This is a genomic window from Algirhabdus cladophorae, from assembly GCF_044772865.1.
GTDB classification, from domain to species: domain Bacteria; phylum Pseudomonadota; class Alphaproteobacteria; order Rhodobacterales; family Rhodobacteraceae; genus Algirhabdus; species Algirhabdus cladophorae.
The window spans coordinates 1,028,102-1,049,704 of the sequence record NZ_CP173029.1; the positions used below are offsets into that span (position 1 = coordinate 1,028,102).

The 21,603-nt window shown below is 56.0% G+C and carries 22 protein-coding genes; 15 read left to right on the forward strand and 7 right to left on the reverse strand.

The features are described 5' to 3' along the window. Positions 1-26 precede the first annotated feature (26 nt). The 5 genes from ACIRQ6_RS04975 (at position 27) to ACIRQ6_RS04995 (ending at position 5,440) form a co-directional block, all read left to right on the forward strand. Positions 27-1,562, forward strand: a complete 1,536-nt coding sequence (locus ACIRQ6_RS04975) for an FAD-binding domain-containing protein (protein WP_420863034.1) — start codon at positions 27-29, stop codon at positions 1,560-1,562. 2 nt (positions 1,563-1,564) lie between these two features. Further along, entirely contained in the window at positions 1,565-1,723 is a 159-nt protein-coding gene (locus ACIRQ6_RS04980; protein WP_420863035.1) for a DUF2256 domain-containing protein, read from the forward strand. Between the two features lie 128 nt (positions 1,724-1,851). After that, positions 1,852-4,041 carry a malate synthase G gene (locus ACIRQ6_RS04985; RefSeq protein ID WP_420863036.1) on the forward strand — a complete coding sequence of 730 codons (2,190 nt, stop codon included), beginning with the start codon at positions 1,852-1,854 and terminating at the stop codon, positions 4,039-4,041. A gap of 91 nt (positions 4,042-4,132) precedes the next feature. Continuing rightward, positions 4,133-4,558: a GlcG/HbpS family heme-binding protein gene (locus ACIRQ6_RS04990; protein ID WP_420863037.1), complete on the forward strand. Its 426-nt coding sequence runs from the start codon at positions 4,133-4,135 to the stop codon at positions 4,556-4,558. Positions 4,559-4,663: 105 nt separating this feature from the next. Further along, positions 4,664-5,440: a gamma-glutamyl-gamma-aminobutyrate hydrolase family protein gene (locus ACIRQ6_RS04995; protein ID WP_420863038.1), complete on the forward strand. Its 777-nt coding sequence runs from the start codon at positions 4,664-4,666 to the stop codon at positions 5,438-5,440. Positions 5,441-5,444: 4 nt separating this feature from the next. On the opposite strand, the gene kynU is transcribed toward ACIRQ6_RS04995, so the two are convergent. Together kynU and ACIRQ6_RS05005 are read right to left on the reverse strand one after the other, a co-directional pair. After that, positions 5,445-6,638 (reverse strand): kynureninase, encoded by a 1,194-nt coding sequence (kynU, locus tag ACIRQ6_RS05000; RefSeq protein ID WP_420863039.1) that lies wholly within the window; start codon positions 6,636-6,638, stop codon positions 5,445-5,447. Further along, positions 6,635-7,393, reverse strand: a complete 759-nt coding sequence (locus tag ACIRQ6_RS05005; RefSeq protein WP_420863040.1) for an SDR family NAD(P)-dependent oxidoreductase — start codon at positions 7,391-7,393, stop codon at positions 6,635-6,637. The genes kynU and ACIRQ6_RS05005 overlap by 4 nt, the downstream gene beginning before the upstream one ends. 67 nt (positions 7,394-7,460) lie before the next feature. Between ACIRQ6_RS05005 and ACIRQ6_RS05010 the strand changes: the two genes are divergently transcribed. The 3 genes from ACIRQ6_RS05010 (at position 7,461) to ACIRQ6_RS05020 (ending at position 11,153) form a co-directional block, all read left to right on the forward strand. Beyond that, positions 7,461-7,916, forward strand: a complete 456-nt coding sequence (locus ACIRQ6_RS05010; RefSeq protein ID WP_420863041.1) for a methyltransferase family protein — start codon at positions 7,461-7,463, stop codon at positions 7,914-7,916. A gap of 210 nt (positions 7,917-8,126) precedes the next feature. Continuing rightward, entirely contained in the window at positions 8,127-9,701 is a 1,575-nt protein-coding gene (locus tag ACIRQ6_RS05015) for a Re/Si-specific NAD(P)(+) transhydrogenase subunit alpha (protein ID WP_420863042.1), read from the forward strand. A 12-nt stretch (positions 9,702-9,713) separates the two neighbouring features. After that, the gene (locus tag ACIRQ6_RS05020) at positions 9,714-11,153 is read left to right on the forward strand and encodes an NAD(P)(+) transhydrogenase (Re/Si-specific) subunit beta (protein ID WP_420863043.1); all 1,440 of its coding nucleotides are present in this window, start codon (positions 9,714-9,716) and stop codon (positions 11,151-11,153) included. Between the two features lie 54 nt (positions 11,154-11,207). Here ACIRQ6_RS05020 and ACIRQ6_RS05025 read toward each other — a convergent pair whose 3' ends face one another. Next, entirely contained in the window at positions 11,208-11,651 is a 444-nt protein-coding gene (locus tag ACIRQ6_RS05025) for a hypothetical protein (RefSeq protein ID WP_420863044.1), read from the reverse strand. A gap of 230 nt (positions 11,652-11,881) precedes the next feature. Between ACIRQ6_RS05025 and ACIRQ6_RS05030 the strand changes: the two genes are divergently transcribed. From ACIRQ6_RS05030 to ACIRQ6_RS05045, 4 genes are read left to right on the forward strand one after another with little or no spacing between them, the layout of a single operon-like run. Further along, entirely contained in the window at positions 11,882-13,162 is a 1,281-nt protein-coding gene (locus ACIRQ6_RS05030) for a DUF3422 family protein (protein WP_420863045.1), read from the forward strand. A 19-nt stretch (positions 13,163-13,181) separates the two neighbouring features. Continuing rightward, positions 13,182-14,345 carry a M20 aminoacylase family protein gene (locus ACIRQ6_RS05035; RefSeq protein WP_420863046.1) on the forward strand — a complete coding sequence of 388 codons (1,164 nt, stop codon included), beginning with the start codon at positions 13,182-13,184 and terminating at the stop codon, positions 14,343-14,345. After that, the gene (locus ACIRQ6_RS05040) at positions 14,342-15,145 is read left to right on the forward strand and encodes a glycosyl transferase (protein WP_420863047.1); all 804 of its coding nucleotides are present in this window, start codon (positions 14,342-14,344) and stop codon (positions 15,143-15,145) included. The genes ACIRQ6_RS05035 and ACIRQ6_RS05040 overlap by 4 nt, the downstream gene beginning before the upstream one ends. Beyond that, positions 15,142-15,450 carry a Dabb family protein gene (locus tag ACIRQ6_RS05045; RefSeq protein ID WP_420863048.1) on the forward strand — a complete coding sequence of 103 codons (309 nt, stop codon included), beginning with the start codon at positions 15,142-15,144 and terminating at the stop codon, positions 15,448-15,450. Before ACIRQ6_RS05040 ends, ACIRQ6_RS05045 begins: the two co-directional genes overlap by 4 nt. 173 nt (positions 15,451-15,623) lie before the next feature. Here the strand turns inward: ACIRQ6_RS05045 and ACIRQ6_RS05050 are convergent, their stop codons facing one another. Next, complete coding sequence (locus ACIRQ6_RS05050; protein WP_420863049.1) at positions 15,624-16,040, reverse strand: MerR family transcriptional regulator; 417 nt, start codon at positions 16,038-16,040, stop codon at positions 15,624-15,626. 72 nt (positions 16,041-16,112) lie between these two features. Between ACIRQ6_RS05050 and ACIRQ6_RS05055 the strand changes: the two genes are divergently transcribed. Continuing rightward, the gene (locus tag ACIRQ6_RS05055) at positions 16,113-16,748 is read left to right on the forward strand and encodes a cation transporter (protein WP_420863050.1); all 636 of its coding nucleotides are present in this window, start codon (positions 16,113-16,115) and stop codon (positions 16,746-16,748) included. 113 nt (positions 16,749-16,861) lie between these two features. Beyond that, positions 16,862-17,296, forward strand: coding sequence for a methyltransferase family protein (locus tag ACIRQ6_RS05060; RefSeq protein ID WP_420863051.1), 435 nt, complete (start codon positions 16,862-16,864; stop codon positions 17,294-17,296). A gap of 108 nt (positions 17,297-17,404) precedes the next feature. Here ACIRQ6_RS05060 and moaA read toward each other — a convergent pair whose 3' ends face one another. After that, positions 17,405-18,403: a GTP 3',8-cyclase MoaA gene (moaA, locus tag ACIRQ6_RS05065; RefSeq protein ID WP_420863052.1), complete on the reverse strand. Its 999-nt coding sequence runs from the start codon at positions 18,401-18,403 to the stop codon at positions 17,405-17,407. Positions 18,404-18,488: 85 nt separating this feature from the next. Between moaA and ACIRQ6_RS05070 the strand changes: the two genes are divergently transcribed. Further along, positions 18,489-18,995, forward strand: coding sequence for a hypothetical protein (locus tag ACIRQ6_RS05070; protein WP_420863053.1), 507 nt, complete (start codon positions 18,489-18,491; stop codon positions 18,993-18,995). A 94-nt stretch (positions 18,996-19,089) separates the two neighbouring features. Here the strand turns inward: ACIRQ6_RS05070 and ACIRQ6_RS05075 are convergent, their stop codons facing one another. Next, positions 19,090-19,788: a DNA alkylation repair protein gene (locus tag ACIRQ6_RS05075; protein ID WP_420863054.1), complete on the reverse strand. Its 699-nt coding sequence runs from the start codon at positions 19,786-19,788 to the stop codon at positions 19,090-19,092. Further along, the gene (gene glmS, locus ACIRQ6_RS05080) at positions 19,785-21,602 is read right to left on the reverse strand and encodes a glutamine--fructose-6-phosphate transaminase (isomerizing) (RefSeq protein ID WP_420863055.1); all 1,818 of its coding nucleotides are present in this window, start codon (positions 21,600-21,602) and stop codon (positions 19,785-19,787) included. The genes ACIRQ6_RS05075 and glmS overlap by 4 nt, the downstream gene beginning before the upstream one ends. Position 21,603: the final 1 nt, after the last annotated feature.

Consider the following 21,603-nt stretch of genomic DNA (forward strand, 5'->3'; position numbering starts at 1 on the left):
CCCGTACCACCGCCTATCTGTCGCCTATGACAGTTGTTGTTTGGTTTAAACGGGATTTGCGGGTGGTTGATCACCCTGCGCTGGGCTGGGCTGTGGCTCAGAACAAACCCATTTTGCCGCTTTATATTATCGAGCCGGACTATTGGCAGTTGCCCGACACTGCGGGGCGGCAATGGCAGTTCACGGCTGAAGCGGTGGAAAATCTGGACCAACAGCTGCGCAGGCTGGGCAGTGGCCTGTATCTGGCGCAGGGGCGCGTGCTGGATGTTTTTGCGGACCTCAAAGCGCAATTGGGCCATTTCGAATTGGTCAGCCACGAGGAAACCGGCAACAACTGGACCTTTCAACGCGATCGCGCTGCTCTGGCTTGGGCCACCGAAAATAGCGTGCCTTGGCTTGAATTGCCGCAATCTGGTGTTGTGCGTCGCCTTGCGGGACGCGACGGCTGGGCGGCTCTTCGCAATCGGTTTTTGCGCGAAGGCGCGTTGGATGCACCCGCGGCTTTGCCACCCCCCTCCTTAAACAGCACTGGCGGCCTGCCCACTGCGCAGGATCTACGCATGGCGCCCGACCCATGTCCGGCGCGGCAATTGGGCGGGCGCGATCAGGCGCTTTCACTGTTGGGCGGGTTTCTGACGGAACGGGGCCAAACGTATCGGCGCGCGATGTCCTCGCCGCTGGAAGGCGAAGTGGCTTGCTCACGCTTGTCGCCGCATCTGGCCTTGGGCAGTCTGTCGGGCCGTGAGGCGGCCAATGCTGGATGGGCCCGCGCGGCGGAAGTCAAAGGCACCCGCGATGGCTGGATCGGGGCGATGAAATCCTTTCAAAGCCGTTTGGCTTGGCGCGATCACTTTATGCAAAAGCTGGAAGACGAGCCGCGCATGGAATGGCAGTGTTTGCATCCCGCCTATGAGGGTCTGCGTCCTGCCCAAAGCGATACAAGCCGTCTGCAGGCGTGGCAGACTGGCGAGACCGGGCTGCCCTTTGTTGATGCCTGCATGCGTTACTTGGCCCATACGGGCTGGCTGAATTTTCGGATGCGCAGCATGGTGCAGGCCGTGGCCAGTTATCATCTTTGGCTGGATTGGCGCCCTACAGGTCAGCATTTGGCGCGGCGCTTTACCGATTATGAGCCGGGCATCCATTGGTCGCAGGTCCAGATGCAATCAGGCACCACGGGTATGAACACTGTCCGTGTTTATAATCCGGTCAAGCAAGGACATGATCAGGATCCAACCGGTGTATTTACCCGCCGCTGGGTGCCGGAATTGGCCGCTGTGCCCGATCAATACCTGCAAGAGCCTTGGTTGTGGGACGGGGCAGGGTCCTTGTTGGGGCGTCACTATCCAGAGCCCATTGTTGATGTCAAAGCTGCCGCCGCTGAGGCACGTGCGCAGGTTTGGGGTGTGCGTCGTGGCCCAGAATTTCGGGCCAAGGCAAAAGACATCATCGAAAAACACGCAAGCCGCAAGGACCCCCAAGGGCATTTCGTCAACGACCGTGCACCGCGAAGAAAAGCGGCCAAGCCTGCCCCCAAAGATCAGCTAAAGTTCGAGTTCTAGCCATGGCGAAGATGCGCAAAAAATCAGATCTGCCCAGCAAGCTGTGTACTGTTTGTGGATTGCCGTTCACCTGGCGCAAAAAGTGGGCCAAGGACTGGGATGCGGTTAAATACTGTTCGGATCGCTGCCGCCGCGCCTCAAAATCCGGCGATACATCCTGATTTGAGGGTCAATTCCATAAACTGGTAATGTTTATGGACCAAAGCTGTTGCCTATCGGAAACTTTTTTTCTAAATCGGGAATTGCAGCGGTGTGCCGTTGTGTACTGCCTCAGCCCCAGGAGCGTCTTATGTCTGATTATCAATCCCGCGCAGGTCTGTCTGTCGAAACTGTTTTGTGCGACTTCCTTGAAACCGAAGCACTGCCCGGAACTGGCATCCAAGCTGATGCTTTTTGGGCCAGCTTTGCACAGATTGTCGAGACGATGGGACCGAAAAACCGGGCCTTCTTGACCCAACGTGAGGATATTCAGGCCCGCATCGATGCATGGCATATCGAACGCAAAGGTCAGCCCCATGATGCGGCGGCTTATCATGCGTTCCTGACCGAGATCGGTTATCTGGTGCCTGAACCCGAGGCGTTTTCTATTGATACCAGCAATGTTGACGCGGAAATCGCACATACGCCCGGGCCGCAGTTGGTTGTGCCGATTATGAACGCGCGGTTTGCTCTGAACGCCGCAAACGCCCGTTGGGGCAGTCTTTATGACGCGCTTTATGGCACGGATGCGCTGGGCGATTTGCCTGAGGGACGGTCCTATGATGCAGACCGTGGTGCCCGGGTGATTGCTTGGGCCAAGGCGCATTTGGACAGCGCGGTACCCCTTGACGGGGCGTCTTGGGCGGATGTCACGGGAGTGCGCGTGGCACAGGGTGCGTTGCAGTTGGCGACGGCAAACGGCGTGGTGTCTTTGAAGGATGGTTCGCAATTTGTCGGCCAAGTTACCGCGCAAAGCGGGGCCTTGTCCGAAGTGATCTTGGCCAAAAACGCGCTGCATTTACGTCTGGTCTTTGATCCAACTCACCAGATCGGGGCAACGGATCCTGCAGGCCTTGCGGATGTCATTTTGGAATCAGCCGTGTCGACCATTATGGATTGCGAAGATTCTGTTGCAGCCGTTGACGGAACCGACAAAACACTGGCCTACCGCAATTGGTTGGGTCTGATGAAGGGCGATCTGGCCGAAACAGTCACCAAAGGTGGCACGACGTTTCAGCGCGTTCTCAATCCGGATGTGACCTTTGAAAAGGCAGACGGCAGCGCAGGTGTCCTCAAGGGGCGTGCCCTGATGTTGGTGCGCAACGTGGGGCATTTGATGACCAACCCTGCGGTTTTGGATGCACAGGGGCGCGAGGTTGGCGAAGGCTTGCTGGACGCAATGTTCACTACATTGATTGCGATGCACGACCTTAAACCGTCCAGCGATGCAGCCCATAGCGGAAATTCCCAGACCGGATCTGTCTACGTGGTGAAACCCAAGATGCACGGTCCCGATGAAGTGGCTTTTGCTGATGAAATCTTTAGCGCTGTCGAGGCAGCCCTTGGTTTGCCCCGATACACGGTCAAGCTGGGGATTATGGACGAAGAACGTCGCACCTCCGCCAATCTAGGCGCCTGCATTCATGCGGCCAAATCCCGTGTGGCCTTTATCAATACAGGGTTCTTGGATCGCACAGGTGATGAAATCCACACAAGCATGGAAGCGGGGCCAATGGTGCCCAAAGGCGAGATGAAAACGCTGCCTTGGATTGCCTCCTATGAAGATCGCAACGTTGATATTGGGCTGGCTTGCGGGCTAAAAGGCCGTGCTCAGATTGGCAAAGGCATGTGGGCCATGCCCGATCGCATGGCTGAAATGCTGGAGGCCAAGATCGGTCATCCTCAATCGGGGGCGACATGCGCATGGGTGCCATCGCCCACGGCTGCCACGTTGCATGCCACGCACTATCACCACGTTGACGTCTTGGCCTGCCAAGACAGGCTGCGGGCGGGTGGCGCGCGCGGCACGCTTGAGGATCTTTTGACGCTGCCAGTGGCGCAGGGGCAAAATTGGTCAACGGCCCAAATCACTCAAGAGATCGAAAACAACGCCCAAGGTATTTTGGGCTATGTGGTGCGCTGGGTGGATCAGGGGGTTGGCTGTTCCAAAGTCCCCGATATTCATGATGTGGGTTTGATGGAGGATCGTGCGACATGCCGGATTTCCAGTCAGGCTTTGGCCAATTGGTTGCACCACGGCGTAGTGTCTGCCGATCAAGTGCATGCAGCAATGCAAAAAATGGCCGCTGTGGTGGATGCCCAAAACGCAAATGATCCCACATATCGGCCAATGGCGCCAAGTTTTGATGGCGTAGCCTACCAAGCCGCGAGTGATTTGGTATTTGCAGGGCGCGTGCAGCCATCGGGCTATACCGAGCCTGTCTTGCATGCACGTCGGTTGGAACTCAAAGCTCAAAGTGCCGCAAGCGCCGCGGCTTAGTTGTTCTGACCCGTTTATACTAACAAAAAATCGACCCTAAGGGGCGTGTATTCTTAATGAACCCGTGTCCCTAAATGAAAAGGATGCCCTTATGGCGTTGAACTTGCGAAAAGCCCGACAAATTATCAAAGCCGCGATGAACAAAGGGGCTGAGCTACAGCTCAAGCCGCTCAGCGTGATTGTGCTGGATGCCGGTGGGCATCCGATTGCCTTTGAACGCAGCGACGGCGCATCGCCCGGGCGCTATGGTATCGCACATGGCAAAGCTTATGGCGCAGTCATGCTTGGAATGGCGGGGCAGGCACAAATGGCTCGCGCCGAACAGCAGGCCTACTTCATGGCCGCTGTGAACGGTGTCTTCGGCGGGGCCGTCGTGCCTGTTCCAGGCGGCGTTTTGGTGCGGGATGCCAAAGGCACGGTTTTGGGCGCTGTTGGCGTGACGGGCGATACCTCTGACAATGATGAGCTTGCTGCAGTCGCAGGGATCGAAGCGGCCAAATTGATCGCAGACGCCTAAAAATCTCCAGACATATTTCTGTGCATTTTTGCAAATTAATGTGCGTCTTTGTCGTATTTTAAGTCTTTCGTGCAGGTAATACAGTTACCTGTAAAGGAGAGTCTTATGGTGCGACCCGTTGTTGGAATTATTGGCAATCAACATCTGATCAATGATGAATATCCGGTCTTTGCGGCCGGGCAGATGAATTGCGCGGCTCTATCCCAGGTCTCGGGCTGTTGTCCTTTGGTTGTGCCAATAAATCCTTCTCTTGTGTCGACCGCCGAGTTGATGGAGGTCTGCGATGGCTTCTTGTTCACAGGCGGCCGCGCCAATGTGCATCCCGAGGAATACGGCGAAGTCGCAACCGAGGCCCATGGTACATTTGATCGTGACCGTGACGCGGTGGCTCTGCCTTTGATCCGCGCCTGTGTGCAGCGCGGCCAACCAATTTTTGGCATCTGTCGAGGGTTTCAGGAAGTGGCCGTTGCCATGGGCAGCAGCCTGTATCCAGAAATTCGTGATCTGCCGGGGCGCGACAACCACCGCATGCCGCCTGATGGCACGTTGGAAGAAAAGTTCGCCCTGCGCCACCCCGTGACCTTTAAAGAGGACGGTGTCTTTCACAAGGTTATGGGACGCCAAGTGGTGCAAACCAACACGTTGCATGGTCAGGGGATCAAAAAACCGGGCAGTCGGATCGTTATTGACGGGGTTGCCCCGGATGGCACGCCTGAGGCCGTCTACATCAAAGATGCCCCGGGCTTTACGTTATCGGTTCAATGGCATCCAGAATGGCAGGCCGATATCGATCCGGTCTCTAACCCGTTGTTCAAAGCCTTTGGTGCGGCCTGCGCTGCGTGGCAGCAAAAGCGCTCTAATCCTTTGAAATCAGTCTCGTAGGCCCTTAAGTTACAGCAGATTTTACCTTGTATTCTGGCAGGTCCCACAGCCTGTTATTCATAACATCTGCCATGATTGCGCAGGCTTGGGTAATGTCATCTGCATCGATAAACAGCGGTGTAATCCCAAATCGCATTATGTTGGGTGCGCGAAAATCGCCGACAACACCCCGGTCAATCAGGGCTTGGATGGCGGCGTAGCCTTCGGAAAAGGAAAACGACACCTGACTGCCGCGATGGGCTGCGTTGCGCGGGCTGACCAGACGCAGCATGGGGCAATTTTCCTCAACCAAATCGATGAACTGTTCGCTCAGGTCAATGGAGGCCTGGCGTAATTGGGCCAGATCCACGTCTTTCCAAATCTCCAAGGCGGCGGCAAGGCTGGCCATCTGGATCACTGGTGGTGTGCCCACGCGCATGCGTTCAATCCCATTGCCCGGGCGATAGTCTGGGGCAAAGTCAAAGGGCGCTGCATGTCCCAACCAGCCTGACAGCATGGGTTCAACCTGCCCGATATGGCGCGGCGCCACATAGATAAAGGCAGGCGCGCCGGGGCCGCCGTTGAGGTATTTGTAAGTGCAGCCCACCGCGAAATCGGCGTTACAGGCGGACACGTCCAAATCTAAAGCGCCCGCGGAATGGGCCAGATCCCAGATCACCAATGCACCGGATTGATGGGCCGTTTGGGTCAGGGATTGCATGTTGTGCATTGCCCCTGTGCGGTAGTCGACTTGTGTGAGCAAAACCACAGCCACGTCAGGCCCGATGCGTGCGGCAACCTCTGCGGGATCCACGATGCACAGCTCATAGTCTTGGTCTAGGGCTTCGATCAGGCCCTGCGCCATATAAATGTCCGAAGGAAAATTCCCGTTGTCGGTCAAGATCACTTTGCGGTCCGGTTGCAATCGCAAGCCCGCCGCAAGGGCCTGTACCACTTTGATCGATAGGGTGTCGCCAAGGGTTACATGGCCTGCCTCGGCCCCTATGAGGCGGGCCACCTGATCCCCTAGGGCCGTGGGTTGCGCCATCCATCCGGCTTTATTCCAGCCCCCGATCAGCATATCACCCCATTGCTGTTTCATCATGGCGTCCACCACGGCAGGGGCCGTTTTGGGGAGCGGGCCCAGCGAATTGCCGTCCAAATAAATCATCCCATCGGGCAAATGGAACTGGGCCTTGGTGGCTGCAAAATCGGTCACGACACTTGGCCTCCGGCGATTTGGATGGTCTGTCCGTTCACGCTGCGCGCCGCATCTGAGCACAGCCAAAGGGCAGCGGCGGCAATCTCATCGGTATCCATCAACTTTTTGTGGCGATTTGCGCGGGCCATGGTTTGGGTGGCATCCTCTTCGCTGAGACCTGTGGCTGCTGCAATGGCGGTGGCGTTTGTGGTGACAATGTCCGTGGCCACATAACCGGGACAAAGTGCGTTAAACGTGATGTTTGAGCCCATATATTCTTCGGATAACCCACGGATCAGCCCGATCAGCCCGTGTTTTGAGGCTGTGTAGGCGATGGCCCCGCGCAAACCGCGTACGCCTGCGATCGATGACATGCCGATCACGCGCCCCCATGCGTCAGGTTCCAACGTCTCCATCGCGGCTTGGATGGTCACAAATGCACCGTCCAAATTGGTGCTGAGGACATCACGCCAATGGGCGCTGTCGGTTTTGCGAAAACTACGGCCTTGGGCGATGCCAGCATTGGCCACACAAATGGCAACAGGGCCGCGATCGGCGGCGGCTGTCGCAATGGCGTCGCGGGTCTGCGCCTCGTCCCTGACATCCATAGTGGCGGCAAAAAGCCCGTGTGCGGCGGCGGCGTTTTCCAAAACATCCTGCCTACGCCCGGTAATCGTCACCTGTGCACCTTCAGCGGCGAGGGTTTGCGCGATGGCCAGTCCGATGCCGCTGCCCCCGCCGGTCACTAAAGCGTGTTTTCCCTGTAAACTCATAGCGCTGGTCCTCCTGATCCTAGCGTGGCAGTCTGGGCTGCAAGTGGCAAGAGTGGGCGTGGCTGTGATGAATTTGCCGTTGATCAAAATGATAGATAGTCCACCGGTCTGGTTGGCGGGGTTTGCTGCGGTGGCCTATGGGCAAGGGCGGCTGTTTCCGATTGAAAGCGATGCCGTGAGCCATGTGATCGGTGGGGCGCTTGTAGCCCTTGGGCTGGGCCTGATGGCCTTAGCGTTTGTCGAGTTCAGGCGACACAAGACAACGGTGATCCCGCACCAGACCGCGTCTGCCTTGATCACTCGCGGTATTTTTGCACGCACGCGCAACCCGATTTATTTGGGGGATGCTTTGGTTTTGGCGGGGTTGTGTTTGCGATGGGATGCAGTGATCAGCCTGATTTTGGTGCCGGTTTTTGTGCTTTTGATCACGCAGCGATTCATTTTGGCCGAGGAGATGCGCCTTGAATCAGGATTTGGCGCGGAGTTTAGGCAGTATTGCCAGCAAACCCGACGTTGGGTTTAGCGCAATCCACGTTAGCGTTAACATTTCCTATAATCGCTTACATTTTGGGCGAATGCCGTTCGCATACCTTTGCATGCCGTTTTTGTGTTAGCGCGCACATGTCGCGGGAGGGGTGTCCGCCCTTGTGAAACAATATTTCACACGGTAAGTCAGCGATGATTAATAATCATTTTTCCGACCTTAACGGATGATCAAAAGGGGGATGTGCTGTTGAAAATAGGAGCACCAAGAGAAGTTTTTGAAGGCGAAGCGCGGGTGGCGATGACACCTGACAGCGCGTTGCAGCTTCAAAAGCTCGGGTATGATTGCGTGATCGAAGCCGGCGCTGGCAGCAAAGCTGGCTTTTCCGATGCCGCGTACAAAGAGGCTGGCGTCAGCGTCGTCAAAACTGCCGCAGCCCTTTGGAAAGAGGCCGACATCGTCGTCAAAGTCCGTCAGCCAGACGCGACTGAGACTAAAAAGATGCGCGCCGAACAGACGCTGATCTCGTTCTTTAATCCTGCTGCCAACGAGGCTGGCATGAAGGCCGCCACTAAGGCTGGTACAAACGTGATCGCTATGGAAATGGTGCCACGGATTTCCCGCGCCCAGAAAATGGACGCGCTGTCGTCCATGGCCAACATCGCAGGCTACCGTGCTGTGATTGAGGCAGGTAACAACTTCCCACGGTTCTTTACTGGTCAGGTAACTGCTGCGGGTAAGGTCCCACCGGCCAAGATTTTGGTCATTGGTGCGGGTGTTGCTGGTTTGGCTGCGATTGGGACTGCGACGTCCCTTGGTGCGATCACTTATGCGTTTGACGTACGTCCCGAAGTGGCTGAACAGATTGAATCCATGGGCGCCGAGTTCGTGTTTCTCGAGTTCGAAGAGAGCAGCCAGGATTCAGCAGCAACAGGCGGCTATGCAGCCCCCTCCAGCCCTGAATTCCGCGAAAAGCAGCTGGAAAAGTTCCGCGAAATGGCCCCAGAGATCGACATCGTAATCTGTACGGCCCTCATCCCCAACCGCGAGGCGCCCGAGTTGTGGACGCCGGATATGGTTGAGATGATGAAGCCGGGCTCGGTTATTGTGGACCTTGCCGCTGAAAAGGGCGGCAATTGCAAACTGACCAAGATGGACGAGAAGATCGTCACGGATAACGGCGTGACCATCGTTGGCTATACCGACTTCCCAAGCCGCATGGCCACACAGGCCTCGACGTTGTACGGCAACAACATCCGTCACATGATGACAGACCTGACACCTGAAAAAGACGGTGTTCTGGTCCACGACATGGAAGACGATGTGATCCGTGGTGCCACTGTCACCTTTGACAAAGAAATCACCTATCCGCCGCCCCCTCCAAAGGTTGCAGCGATTGCGGCGGCCCCAAAAAAGGAAGCTCCGAAAGAGCTGACGCCAGAGGAAAAGCGCGCCGAAGAAGTGGCCGCATTCAAAAAGCAGACGCAAACACAAGTGGGCATGTTGGCCATTGGCGCGTTCTTGTTGCTGGCTCTGGGCACCGTCGCGCCGCCCAGCTTTATGCAGCACTTTATCGTGTTCGTGTTGTCGGTTTTTGTAGGGTTCCAAGTGATCTGGGGTGTTGCGCACAGCTTGCACACACCGTTGATGGCGGTAACCAATGCGATTTCCTCGATCATCATTCTTGGGGCGCTGATGCAAATCGGATCAGGCTCGTTCCTTGTTATTTTACTTGCTGCTGTGTCGGTCTTTATGACTGGTATCAACATCTTTGGCGGCTTCCTTGTGACACGGCGCATGCTCGCCATGTTCCAGAAATCTTAAGGGGGTAGGATCATGGAATTTGGTTTTACTACAGCAGCTTATGTGGTTGCAGCCGTTCTGTTCATCCTGTCTTTGGGTGGCCTTTCGGGACAAGAAAGCGCTAAACGCGCCGTATGGTATGGCATTGCAGGTATGGCCTTGGCTGTGGCTGCGACCTTGGTTGGACCCGGTGCAGGGTACTGGCTGCTGTCGATCCTGATGATCGCTGGGGGCGGGGCCATTGGCTATCAACTGGCCACGCGCGTTCAGATGACACAAATGCCCGAACTGGTTGCGGCCATGCACTCCCTTGTTGGTTTGGCGGCTGTGTTCGTAGGGTTCATTGCGCATTTCGAGATCGGCAACGTGGCCGCCATGTTGGCTGCTGGTACTGATCCCAAGGAAATGGGCACATTTGCTGCCCTGATTGCCAAGAAGTCGGTTGTCGAGATCAACATCCTGCGGGTTGAATTGTTCCTCGGCATCTTCATCGGTGCGATCACCTTCACGGGGTCTGTCATTGCTTACGGCAAGCTGGCGGGCAAAGTGGACAGCGCTGCGACCAAACTGCCCGGTGGGCACATGCTGAACATTGCAGCGGCTGGCGTCGCAGTGATCACGCTGATCTGGTACTTCAACACTGGTGGGTTCTTCCCACTGTTCTTGATGACACTGGCGGCGTTGTTCATCGGCTATCACTTGATCATGGGCATTGGCGGTGCGGACATGCCTGTGGTTGTGTCCATGCTGAACAGCTATTCCGGTTGGGCTGCAGCGGCGATTGGTTTCTCCCTTGGGAACGACCTGTTGATCGTTGTGGGCGCGCTGGTCGGCTCTTCTGGTGCGATCTTGTCCTACATCATGTGTAAGGCGATGAACCGCAGTTTCGTGTCTGTGATCTTGGGCGGCTTTGGTGGCCCGCAAGGCGAACAGATGGCTGTGGAAGGCGAACAGATCGCTATCGAAGCTGACGGCGTTGCCGCTGCTTTGAACGAAGCTGATAGCGTTGTGATCATTCCGGGTTACGGTATGGCCGTGGCGCAAGCCCAGCAAGCGGTGTCCGAACTGGTGCGTAAGCTGCGTGCCAAAGGCAAGAACGTGCGCTTTGCGATCCACCCGGTTGCAGGTCGCTTGCCTGGTCACATGAACGTGCTGCTGGCTGAGGCCAAAGTGCCCTACGACATTGTGCTGGAAATGGATGAGATCAACGATGATTTCCCTGACACAGACGTGGCGATCGTTATCGGTTCGAACGACATCGTGAACCCTGCGGCCCAAGATGATCCAAACAGCCCCATCGCTGGTATGCCGGTTTTGGAATGCTGGAAGGCGAAACAAGTGTTTGTCTCGAAACGTGGTCAAGGTGCGGGCTATTCCGGCATCGAGAACCCGTTGTTCTTTAAGGACAACACGCGGATGTTCTACGGCGATGCCAAAGAAAGCTTGGACAAACTACTGCCGATGATCGACTAAACGCAGTGAATGAACTGTTAAGACGCCCTGCCAATTTGGTGGGGCGTTTTGCGTTTAGGATCTGTCGCGCAGGCGTTTGCCGTAAAATTGTAGCATCTTAAACAACCCAAGCAGAACACCTGCCAGAATTGCGATGCTCATCCCATCGCGGTTTTCCATCGTGACATTCATAAAGCGTGGTAAGAACAGTTCCGCAAAGACCTGTCCTGTTAGCACAAACAGAGCACCAGAAACCGCAAGCGCCCCAAGAATGACCCAAGACTGCCTTTGCGGTAGGTTTGAGTTGCCACGCAAAATGCTTACAACGCTAGACAAAACACCGGGACGCAGGCTTTGAAAGAGTTTTAGCGTTGGGTTGAGGATGAAATAGGGGAACAGAGCACAGCCCAGACCAAAACCGGTCAAAAGCGTCACAACCAACGGGGCCTTAAGAAAAGCCAAACCTACTCCAATTAGGGCCATTCCAATGATATAGCGAATGTCTTCAACGGAGGTCATATTGGCCCATTCCTGATGTCGTTATGGCCTCCATATTTAGGGGGGCTTATGTTTTGGCGTTAAGGGGAATAGTCACGCTAATGACGCCTCTTGAGTCTTGGAAATTTCGTATAGGTGGAACCGCATACTGTTGCACACCGCTAAATGTCTGAAATTCTTGAGTTTTTATAGTTTACGTTAACCAAACTCGCGTTATTTATGCGATAAGTATAAAAAGGCATCCTTTTCCTATGACCGCCATCGAAGATCATCCGCTCCGCTACCCAATGGCCAACGAACTGCATGCGCGGCCGTTTCCGACGCTAAATGCACCTTGCACAGCGACATATTTGGCGATCAAGCAGCCGGTAGATGCGGCCAACCGCGACCGCAGTCAAGATATGGCCCATCTGGTGGATTTACTGGACCGCTATGGTGCTCCGCATCCACAGCCCGGCGCCACGCATTACTTTGGTAAAATCGGGCGGCATACGCTCAAATGGGAACAGCACACGGAATTTGTGACCTACACGGCATTTGAAGACGGGCTGTCGGATCGGCCTTTTGATCCATCGGAATTTGACGTCTTCCCGCAGGATTGGCTGCAAAAGGCCCCGGGCACACGGATGACATCGGCCTTGATCCGCGTGGCGGAACGGACGTCTGACGATGATATCAAGAAAAAGCTAGAGGATTGGTTTGTACCCGAAAGCCTCGCAGTAAGCCGGATTTTGGATGACTGCGCTGTGGCGGCGGGGGATTTCCGCATCGATCCGGCAGGGCATATGCGCTTTGCTGTTTTTGTCGATGGCAACACGGGCGAGCGGCGCATTGGCCGTATCGTGCAACGGCTGTGCGAGATCGAGACCTATAAGTCGATCTCAATGCTGGGGCTCAGCCGGGTGCGATCCATGTCTGGGCGTATGGCGGAACTGGAAACCAGCCTGACCGGGCTGATTGCCAACCTAACCGGCAATGAAAAGAATGCCGACGATACGTTGCAGGAACTTCTGGCAATTTCCGCAGAATTGGAGAGCCTCAGCGCACGGTCCTCATTTCGATTTGGGGCCACTGGTGCCTATCAGGCTTTGGTCTCGCAACGCATTGAGGTGCTGCGCGAGGACCGTTTTAACGGGCGGCAGACCTTTGGCGAATTTATGATGCGCCGCTTTGATCCGGCCATGCGCACAGTGGCCTCGGCTCAAGAACGGCTGAACGCTATGACAGGACGGGCGACCCGTGCGGGCGATCTGCTACGGACGCGGGTGGATGTGGAACGATCTGCGCAAAACCAAACCTTGTTGGAAAGCATGGACAAACGTGCCGATCTGCAATTGCGGTTGCAGCGCACGGTTGAGGGCCTGTCTGTCGTGGCGATTAGCTATTACGCGCTGAACCTTGTGCTTTATGTCGCCGAACCCTTTGGCAAAGAGATCGGCCTTGGCAAAACATGGCTGGGTGCAATTGCGACCCCGTTGGTCATTTTGGGCGTGTGGTTTGCGGTGCGCCGCATTAGAAAGGCAGTGGAGTAACCGCCAAAGGGGCTGCCTCATGCCGATTAAGAACCGTTTTGCCGAACTGCACGCTGATATCACGGCGTGGCGGCGCGACCTTCACGCCCATCCGGAACTGATGTTCGATACCCATCGCACGGCAGGTGTTGTGGCGGACAAACTGGCTGAATTTGGCTGCGATCAGATCAAAACCGGCATTGGGCGCACGGGTGTTGTGGGTGTGATCAAAGGCAAAACGGACACAGCGGGGCGTGTCATTGGCCTGCGGGCTGATATGGATGCACTGCCCATTTTAGAGGCAACGGGGCTGGATTATGCCAGCGGTGAGCCGGGCAAAATGCACGCGTGCGGCCATGACGGGCACACCTCCATGCTATTGGGGGCGGCGCAATATCTGGCTGAGACCCGCAATTTTGATGGTACCTGCGTGGTGATCTTTCAACCCGCCGAAGAGGGCGGGGGTGGCGGTCGCGAGATGGTCGAAGACGGCATGATGGAAGAGTTCGGCATTCAAGAAGTTTACGGCATGCACAATTGGCCGGGCATGCCATTGGGCGAATTTGCGATCCGCCCGGGACCGTTTTTTGCTGCTGCTGACCAGTTCGAAATCACTGTACATGGCAAAGGGGGGCATGCCGCCAAACCCCATGAGACCGTCGACAGTACTGTGATGGCCAGTCACATCGTGCTTGCCTTGCAAACCATCGCCAGCCGCAACGTGGACCCCGTTGAACAAGTGGTCGTCTCAGTCACATCATTCGAGACTGAAAGCAAGGCGTTCAACGTGATCCCGGCCTCTGTCACCCTAAAAGGGACTGTGCGAACATTGGATTTGGATGTGCAGGACTTGGCTGAAAAACGTGTCTCTGAGATCGCCGAAGGGATTGCCGCGACCATGGGCGGCACAGTGGATGTAAACTACCGTCGCAGCTATCCGGTGATGATAAACCACGAAGAACAAACAGAATTTGCCGCTGCGGTCGCCACCAAAGTCTCGGGCAGCTGTGACGAGGCACCGCTGATCATGGGCGGCGAAGACTTTGCGTTTTTGCTCAACGCGCGCCCCGGTGCCTATATCCTCGTGGGCAATGGCGACACAGCGCCTGTGCATCATCCCGAATATAACTTTTCGGACGAGGCGATTCCTGCGGGCTGTAGCTGGTGGGCTGAAATCATCGAAAGCCGGATGCCCGCTGCATGACCCAGACGGCCAATATCGCCTGCATTAAATGGGGCACGCTTTTTGGACCGGAATATGTAAACCGGCTCTATTCCGGGGTGCGGCGGCATCTCAAACGCCCTGTGCGCTTCTTTTGCATGACCGAGGACAGCGCAGGTTTTCATCCTGATATCGAAGTTCTTCCGCTGCCGGTCGAGCCGTTTTTGGACGAGATGAACGCAGCACTTGCTGTGGCCAACCGCCAAGGGGCCATGCGCAAGGTCAGCCTGTTTCGCCCCGGTTTGATCCCTGATTTGGACGGGCCGATTTTGGGCTTTGATCTGGATGTGGTGATCACGGGTGGTCTTGAACCCCTTTGGTCCCATGAGGCAGGCACTGTTGCTATGCGCGCCGACTGGGTCGAGGCGCGGCGGGGCAGGGCCACTGGCCATGGGTCTGTGTTTCGGTTTGATCCCGCGGTACATGGGTTTTTGTATCAGGATTTGGCCAAGGACGCTGGCCGCGAAGTGGAAATCGCCCGCGGTTCTGAGCAGCGCTATACCTCGACCAAGGCCCAAGAGCGCGGCGTGTTTTCCTACCTTCCGCCGGACATGGTGGTCAGCTTCAAACACGATTGTCTGAACTTGCCGCCGATGAATTATCTTAAGGCCGCGCAATTGCCCGCCAATGCCCGTGTGGTGTGTTTTCATGGCCATCCCAAGATGCCGGAAGCCGTCGAAGGTTATAGCGGATCATGGCTACGCTACTGCAAAGCCACCCCATGGTTGCAGCATCACTGGATCGACGAAAGCGTGCGGGATTTAGGCGCCGAGTTCGGATGATTTTGCATTGCGTGTTTTGCCAGTTCCGCGCTGAGGCGGATCAACAGATGCGCGATGGCGTGATGGGTGAGCTGGATGCGTTTGCGTCAGGGCTTGAGGGGGTTATCTCGTTTGATTTTGGCCCCAACCGCGATTTTGAAGGAAAATCAGTTGGGTTTACCGATGGCTTTGTGATCAGGTTTGCGAACAGATCTGCGCTCGACACCTATGCAGAGCATCCTACGCACAAAGCACTAGGGGCACGCTTATGTGCGCTTTGCGTCGGTGGCACGGATGGCATCATGGTGTTTGATCTCACCGTATAGCTTTTTTGGCCCGATGGCGTTGGTTGCCTTGCTGGGTTGCTATGCGATTTAACAAACGACAGTGCTTTGGGTTCGATAGCCAAACTCGGAGTGGTGAGGTCGTCTCGTTAGTGACCACTATGCGGACTTTCCTGCCGTTCGTTCTCGACAGTCCAATGTCCGCATTCGTGGTTCTAATGCTCGCGGTCGCACAAATTGTGGTCAGCTAGTGACGCTAACACGTAGCAATCTTCCGACACGCCTTCACCGTCGCAGCCCTTCGATATTCGACTGAGTTCTTTTTCAAGTGTCCTAAGACGTTTGATCTTTGCGCGGACGTCTTCAAGTTGCAACGTGGCGATCTGCGTCGCAGCCTCGCACGATCGGTCCGGATGATCTTGCAGTTCGATCAACGACGAAATCGCTTCAATCGAAAACCCAAGGTCACGCGCATGGCGGATGAAACTCAGCCGTTCTAACCCAGCTTTGTCGTATCGCCGTTGGTTCCCGGACGTGCGTTCCGCCTCGGCCAATAACCCCATTTCCTCGTAATACCGGATGGTCGGAACCTTGACCTTGGTGCGCTTTGAAAGCTCGCCAATCGAAAACATGAAAAAACCTCTTGAACCTCTAGCTGCTAGAGACATTACAGTATGAGCAACCAAAGAAGAAAGAGGATTCTCATGGCTGGTTGCTGCGGACATGACGCCAAGTTTGACGGCGTTTCAGATGACTACAAAAGACGGCTGTGGATCGTCATTGCCCTAAACGCGACGATGTTCTTTGTCGAGATGACAGCAGGCCATCTGGCCAAGTCTCAGGCGTTGCAAGCTGACGCACTCGACTTTGCGGGCGATGCGCTGACCTATGGTATTTCGCTTGCGGTCATCGGAGCCTCACTTCGTGCCCGAACGAATGCGGCATTGTTCAAAGGCGTCAGCCTTCTTCTCATGGGCCTTTGGGTCTTCGGATCAACGGTCTACCGCGTATTCTATACTGGCGTCCCCACGGCTGAAATCATGGGTGTTGTCGGCTTTCTCGCACTACTCACCAATCTGGCAAGCGTCATGCTGTTGGTCCGCTACAAGGATGGTGATGCCAATGTCCGGTCGGTCTGGCTCTGTTCGCGCAATGACGCGATTGGGAACGTGGCCGTGATGTTTGCAGCGCTTGGTGTGTGGGGCACGGCAACGGGTTGGCCTGACCTAATCGTGGCAACCATCATGGCCGGATTGTTTCTGTCATCGGCGTCCCAAATCCTACGCCAAGCCTTGGAAGAACGACGCGAAATGACCCAGCAGGAACATGAGGCGGTATGATGCTGACTATCTTAGTCTTCATCGGCCTTATGATCGCAGCAGCTACGTTTGCCGCGATGCTTTGGTCCATCGCATATCCTGCCCGCCGCCTTTGGCCGCCAAAGCGTTATACTATGGCCACTCCTATCTTGGTTTGGGTTCCGACATTCACTCTCTTTGGAATCCTGATCGTCCTCGGCGTTATTGAATGGGGAAGCCTGCCAATCCCAACTTGGTTGCGGTTTGGCGTAGGTGTTCCCCTGATTGTCGCCGGAAACGTGGTCGTATGGTCAGAAGCCGCACAGTTTGGCATCGCCCAAACCGGGGGCGCAAAAGGATCGCTCCGAACAAGCGGCATGTACCGCTATTCCCGCAATCCACAATACGTGGCAGATATTGCAATGATTTTCGGCTGGATCGTGCTTTGTGCATCGGCAGGCGCTGCGCTTGTCGGCTTTGCCGGAATAGCCGTTCTAATCGCTGCGCCTTTCGCCGAGGAACCGTGGCTCAAAGAGCAATACGGTCCCCCGTTCGAGAACTACAAGGCAAAGGTCCGGCGGTTCTTGTAGGCAATTGACCAAATGCAAAAGCAGACCTTCGCCATGGTGCGGCATCTTGGTAGGTCTGGGCTCTAAGCCGACATTCCTGCAATGCGAAAAAGGCTCATCCGGTGATACCTAACCACCTGTATGAGACATATGCCGTGACATTTGACCGCCTAGTTCTTGGCGGGAGTAGTCGAAATCATGGCCCTTGGGTTTCAGGCCGATGGCGGCGCGGATGGCGTCCTCTAGAGGGGCGTCATCATGCGGGTTGTCGCGCAGCGGGGCGCGCAGGTCGCTTTTGCCCTCTTGGCCCAAGCAGGTGTAAATCTCGCCGGTGCAGGTGATGCGCACGCGGTTGCAGCTTTCGCAGAAATTATGGGACAGCGGTGTGATAAAGCCGATCTTTTGTCCGGTTTCCTCAACGCGGACGTAGCGGGCAGGGCCGCCTGTGCGCTCGGAAAGATCGGTCAGTCTATAGGTCTGTGCCAGGGTTTCGCGCAGGTCATTCAAGGACCAGTATTGGCCAATGCGGTTCTCATTGCCGATATCGCCCATGGGCATGACCTCGATAAAGGTCAGGTCCAGCCCGCGTTCGGCGCAAAATTCGGCCATTGGGATCAACTCGTCTTCGTTGAAACTCTTGAGCGCCACAGCGTTCAGTTTGACCCGAAGGCCTGCGGCTTGGGCGGCGTCTATTCCGCGCAAAACTTGGGGCAGGCGGCCCCAACGGGTGATGTCCGCGAATTTTTGTTCGTCCAGAGTGTCGAGCGAGATATTGATCCGTTTGACGCCGCAAGCGGCCAGATCTGCTGCGTATTTTTCCAACTGGCTGCCGTTGGTGGTCAGGGTCAATTCATCCAGAGCACCACTATCGATATGGCGCGCCATGGATTGGAAATAAGACATGATCCCGCGTCTGACCAAAGGCTCACCACCGGTTATCCGCAGTTTTTTCACCCCAAGCCCGATAAAGCTGGTGCACAGTCGGTCCAGTTCCTCGAGGCTAAGTAGTTCTTTTTTCGGCAAAAATTGCATGTTTTCGGACATGCAATAAACGCAGCGAAAGTCACACCGGTCCGTGACGGACAAGCGCAGGTAGGTAATCGCACGTTGAAATGGATCGATGAGCATAAAGGGAGGGTAGGTCTTTGGTTGCGACCCTGCAAGGGTGATATTGCCGTTGAAGACGGCGGATAGGCATCATAGTCTAGGCCCCATGAGATATGGTATATTTTTGACGAGTGTTTTGGCGGTTTTGGCGAGCTGCGCCCAGATCGAGCCACAGGCGCAAGCCCCTGAAGTTAAACCGGAAACTGCGGAAGCTGTGCGACCAAAATCGCGCCCCAACGGGTTGAACACGCAAGTGACGGCCCCGCCATCCACGGCACGTACTGTGGACCAATTTGATACGACATCCTCGGCGGAAAAGGCGCAAGCGGTAGAAGTGGCAGCGCAAGATGCGGGCGGTTCAGCCACTCTTGGGCGGACAGTGGCCAGCCTTGGGTCACCGGCGGATCCCGGGTTTTGGCTGGAGACGCCATTGGTCGATGACGTGCAGATGGGACGCGTTGTGTATCTGGCCAATGGTCAGGCTGTCGCCGTGGAGCTGCGTCCTATCGAGGGCCCCAAAACCGCGGGCAGTCGCCTATCCTTACCCGCGATGCGCGTGATCGAAGCGCCTTTGACGGGCTTGCCGGAACTTGAGGTTTTTACCGAGAATTAGGGTGCCATTTTGCGGTGTCGAATTGCTGGCGCAATCTGACAGGGGCGGGGGCATGGCACGCCCCCCCCACGGATCTTTTCACAAAGAAAATGGCCTATTTGGGGAGTTTGCGCAGAGCTTCTTTGACGGCGAAGGGTTTCATTTTGTCGCCGTGCTCTTGGACAAAGCTTTTGGTGCGGTCTGGGTCGTGGCGTGACAGATCGCGCAGCCACCATCCGATAGATTTTTGGATAAACCATCGGTGATCAGTGGTGTAATCCGCAGCCCAACCCAAGATACGCTCGCGAGCTTGGATTTCTGCAGGTTTGGGATTGTTTTGTTTGGTCCAAGGCAAGGTCATCACAAGGGCTGCGCGTTTGGTCCAAAGGTGATCCGAGGTGGTCCAGACTTCGACCTCGTCCAGACGGCTTGGATCCCAGACCAGACGCTTGGCTCCGGCCCCGCAGACGTGATCTGCAATAGCCCAGCCGCAAAACTGGGGCACCCAGGTTTTGATCAGCTCCCAAGCGGCGGTGTCGTCCGGGCGGATCCGCGCCTGAGCCAGGAGTTTTGCCGCAGCGATGCGGGCCTCGAAAATGCCGCTGTCCCAAAGCTGGATGGCCAGATGCAACCGTTGATCAAGGTCAAATTCCTGACGCCATGCCGTGGCTGCGGCATCGATCGTGGGATTACTGATCCCCAGCACCGGGCGCTGGGTTTTATGGTATTTGCGCATCTCAATGGCTTTGACCGGATCTGCGGTCTCGCTGAGGGTGGCGATTGCGTCTTCGAGAGGAAAGAGATCAGCGTTCATTCTACGGTGACAGATTTGGCCAAATTGCGCGGTTGATCCACATCAGTGCCTTTGGCCACAGCCGTGTAATAGGCCAAAAGCTGCGCAGGGATCGCATAAAGCAAGGGCGACAAAATTTCGGGCACATCGGGCATGACAATCAGATCGGCAGCCTCGGATCCGATCATGCTGGCGCCTTGGCTGTCGGTGACCAGAACGACTTTGCCGGACCGTGCGATGACCTCCTGCATGTTGGAAATTGTTTTGTCGAAAAGGCTGTCTTTTGGGGCCAAGACGACCACGGGTGTCTTTTTGTCGACCAAGGCGATGGGCCCGTGTTTCAATTCGCCCGAGGCATAACCTTCGGCATGGATGTAGCTGATTTCTTTAAGTTTTAGCGCGCCTTCCATGGCCATTGGGTACATCAGGCCACGTCCCAAAAACAGCACGTCAGTAGCTGCCGAAAGGCGTTTGGCCGTCTTTTTCATCGCAGGCGCTGCTTCGAGGGCTTGGTTGATCAAACCGGGCAGACTGCGCATTTCGTTGCGGATGTTGGCGAGTTGTTCCGGGGTGCGGGTGCCGCGATCCTCAGCGGCGCGGATCGCCAGCAAAAGCAACACGTTAAGCTGGCACAAGAACGCTTTGGTGGAGGCGACGCCAATCTCGGTGCCCGCAAGGATAGGCAAGGCGCAATCGCTCTCGCGGGCGATGCTGGATTCAGGCACATTGACCACAGACAGGATTTTGTCGGCTTTGCCTTCGCAATACCTCAGGGCGGCAAGGGTATCAGCGGTTTCGCCAGATTGGCTGACAAAAAGCGCTGCGGTCTTGGGGGCTACGGGCGGTTCGCGGTAGCGAAATTCTGAGGCTATATCAACTTCTACAGGGATGCGCGCCAAACGTTCGAACCAGTATTTGGCTGTGAGGCACGCATAAAAGGCTGTGCCACAGGCAACGAGCGTGAGCTGATTAATCTCTTTGAAATCAGGCAGTTCATCGGGGAAGTTTATGCCAGTTTCTGTCAAGTAATGCGCGTTGGCATCACCCAACACGCTGGGCTGTTCTGCGATTTCTTTGGCCATAAAGTGTTTGTGGCCGGCTTTGTCGACGCGGGCTTGGTCGATTTGGATGACTTTCACTGCGCGGTTGGCCAGATCACCGTTTGCATCGCGAATTTCCAGCGACGTGCGGGTGACAATGGCGATGTCGCCCTCGTCGAGATAGGTGATTTTGTTGGTCATCGGAGCCAAGGCAATAGCGTCTGAACCCACAAACATTTCGCCTTCGCCGTGGCCGATTGCAAGGGGCGACCCTTTGCGCGCGGCGATGATCAGATCGTCTTCCCCATCAAAGAGAAAGCAGAGGGCAAAGGCGCCTTCGAGCTTGGCAATTGTGGCCTCGGCAGCGGCGCGTGGGTCCATACCCTGGCTCATATGCATTTGGGTCAAAAGCGCGACGGTTTCCGTGTCGGTTTCGGTTTCAAAGGCAAAGCCATGTTCGGCCAGTTCCGCGCGCAGGTCCTTGTAGTTTTCCACGATGCCGTTGTGCACCACGGCCACAGGGCCTGCCTGATGTGGGTGGGCATTGGTGACAGAGGGCACGCCATGCGTGGCCCATCGGGTGTGACCAATGCCGGATTTGCCTGCCAGCGGCGTGTGCACCAGCGTATCAGACAGGTTGATGAGCTTGCCCACAGCACGGCGCCGGTCGAGACTGCCGTCATTTACGGTCGCAATACCTGCGCTGTCGTAGCCGCGATATTCCAACCGTTTGAGAGCCTCGACCAAAATCGGCGCAACCTCGTTGCTGCCCAAAACCCCTACAATCCCACACATA

Excerpts from the sequence above, each read along its gene's own strand:
- ACIRQ6_RS05005 (WP_420863040.1), bottom strand. The coding sequence starts at position 7,393 with ATGAGTTTACAGGGAAAACACGCTTTAGTGACCGGCGGGGGCAGCGGC.
- ACIRQ6_RS04995 (WP_420863038.1), top strand. The coding sequence starts at position 4,664 with ATGGTGCGACCCGTTGTTGGAATTATTGGCAATCAACATCTGATCAAT.
- ACIRQ6_RS05060 (WP_420863051.1), top strand. The coding sequence starts at position 16,862 with ATGGCCACTCCTATCTTGGTTTGGGTTCCGACATTCACTCTCTTTGGA.
- ACIRQ6_RS05035 (WP_420863046.1), top strand. The coding sequence starts at position 13,182 with ATGCCGATTAAGAACCGTTTTGCCGAACTGCACGCTGATATCACGGCG.
- ACIRQ6_RS05055 (WP_420863050.1), top strand. The coding sequence starts at position 16,113 with ATGGCTGGTTGCTGCGGACATGACGCCAAGTTTGACGGCGTTTCAGAT.
- ACIRQ6_RS05020 (WP_420863043.1), top strand. The coding sequence starts at position 9,714 with ATGGAATTTGGTTTTACTACAGCAGCTTATGTGGTTGCAGCCGTTCTG.
- ACIRQ6_RS05045 (WP_420863048.1), top strand. The coding sequence starts at position 15,142 with ATGATTTTGCATTGCGTGTTTTGCCAGTTCCGCGCTGAGGCGGATCAA.
- ACIRQ6_RS05040 (WP_420863047.1), top strand. The coding sequence starts at position 14,342 with ATGACCCAGACGGCCAATATCGCCTGCATTAAATGGGGCACGCTTTTT.
- ACIRQ6_RS05010 (WP_420863041.1), top strand. The coding sequence starts at position 7,461 with ATGAATTTGCCGTTGATCAAAATGATAGATAGTCCACCGGTCTGGTTG.
- ACIRQ6_RS04975 (WP_420863034.1), top strand. The coding sequence starts at position 27 with ATGACAGTTGTTGTTTGGTTTAAACGGGATTTGCGGGTGGTTGATCAC.
- ACIRQ6_RS05070 (WP_420863053.1), top strand. The coding sequence starts at position 18,489 with ATGAGATATGGTATATTTTTGACGAGTGTTTTGGCGGTTTTGGCGAGC.
- ACIRQ6_RS05050 (WP_420863049.1), bottom strand. The coding sequence starts at position 16,040 with ATGTTTTCGATTGGCGAGCTTTCAAAGCGCACCAAGGTCAAGGTTCCG.
- moaA (WP_420863052.1), bottom strand. The coding sequence starts at position 18,403 with ATGCTCATCGATCCATTTCAACGTGCGATTACCTACCTGCGCTTGTCC.
- ACIRQ6_RS05030 (WP_420863045.1), top strand. The coding sequence starts at position 11,882 with ATGACCGCCATCGAAGATCATCCGCTCCGCTACCCAATGGCCAACGAA.
- ACIRQ6_RS05075 (WP_420863054.1), bottom strand. The coding sequence starts at position 19,788 with ATGAACGCTGATCTCTTTCCTCTCGAAGACGCAATCGCCACCCTCAGC.
- glmS (WP_420863055.1), bottom strand. The coding sequence starts at position 21,602 with ATGTGTGGGATTGTAGGGGTTTTGGGCAGCAACGAGGTTGCGCCGATT.
- ACIRQ6_RS04980 (WP_420863035.1), top strand. The coding sequence starts at position 1,565 with ATGGCGAAGATGCGCAAAAAATCAGATCTGCCCAGCAAGCTGTGTACT.
- ACIRQ6_RS04985 (WP_420863036.1), top strand. The coding sequence starts at position 1,852 with ATGTCTGATTATCAATCCCGCGCAGGTCTGTCTGTCGAAACTGTTTTG.
- ACIRQ6_RS04990 (WP_420863037.1), top strand. The coding sequence starts at position 4,133 with ATGGCGTTGAACTTGCGAAAAGCCCGACAAATTATCAAAGCCGCGATG.
- ACIRQ6_RS05025 (WP_420863044.1), bottom strand. The coding sequence starts at position 11,651 with ATGACCTCCGTTGAAGACATTCGCTATATCATTGGAATGGCCCTAATT.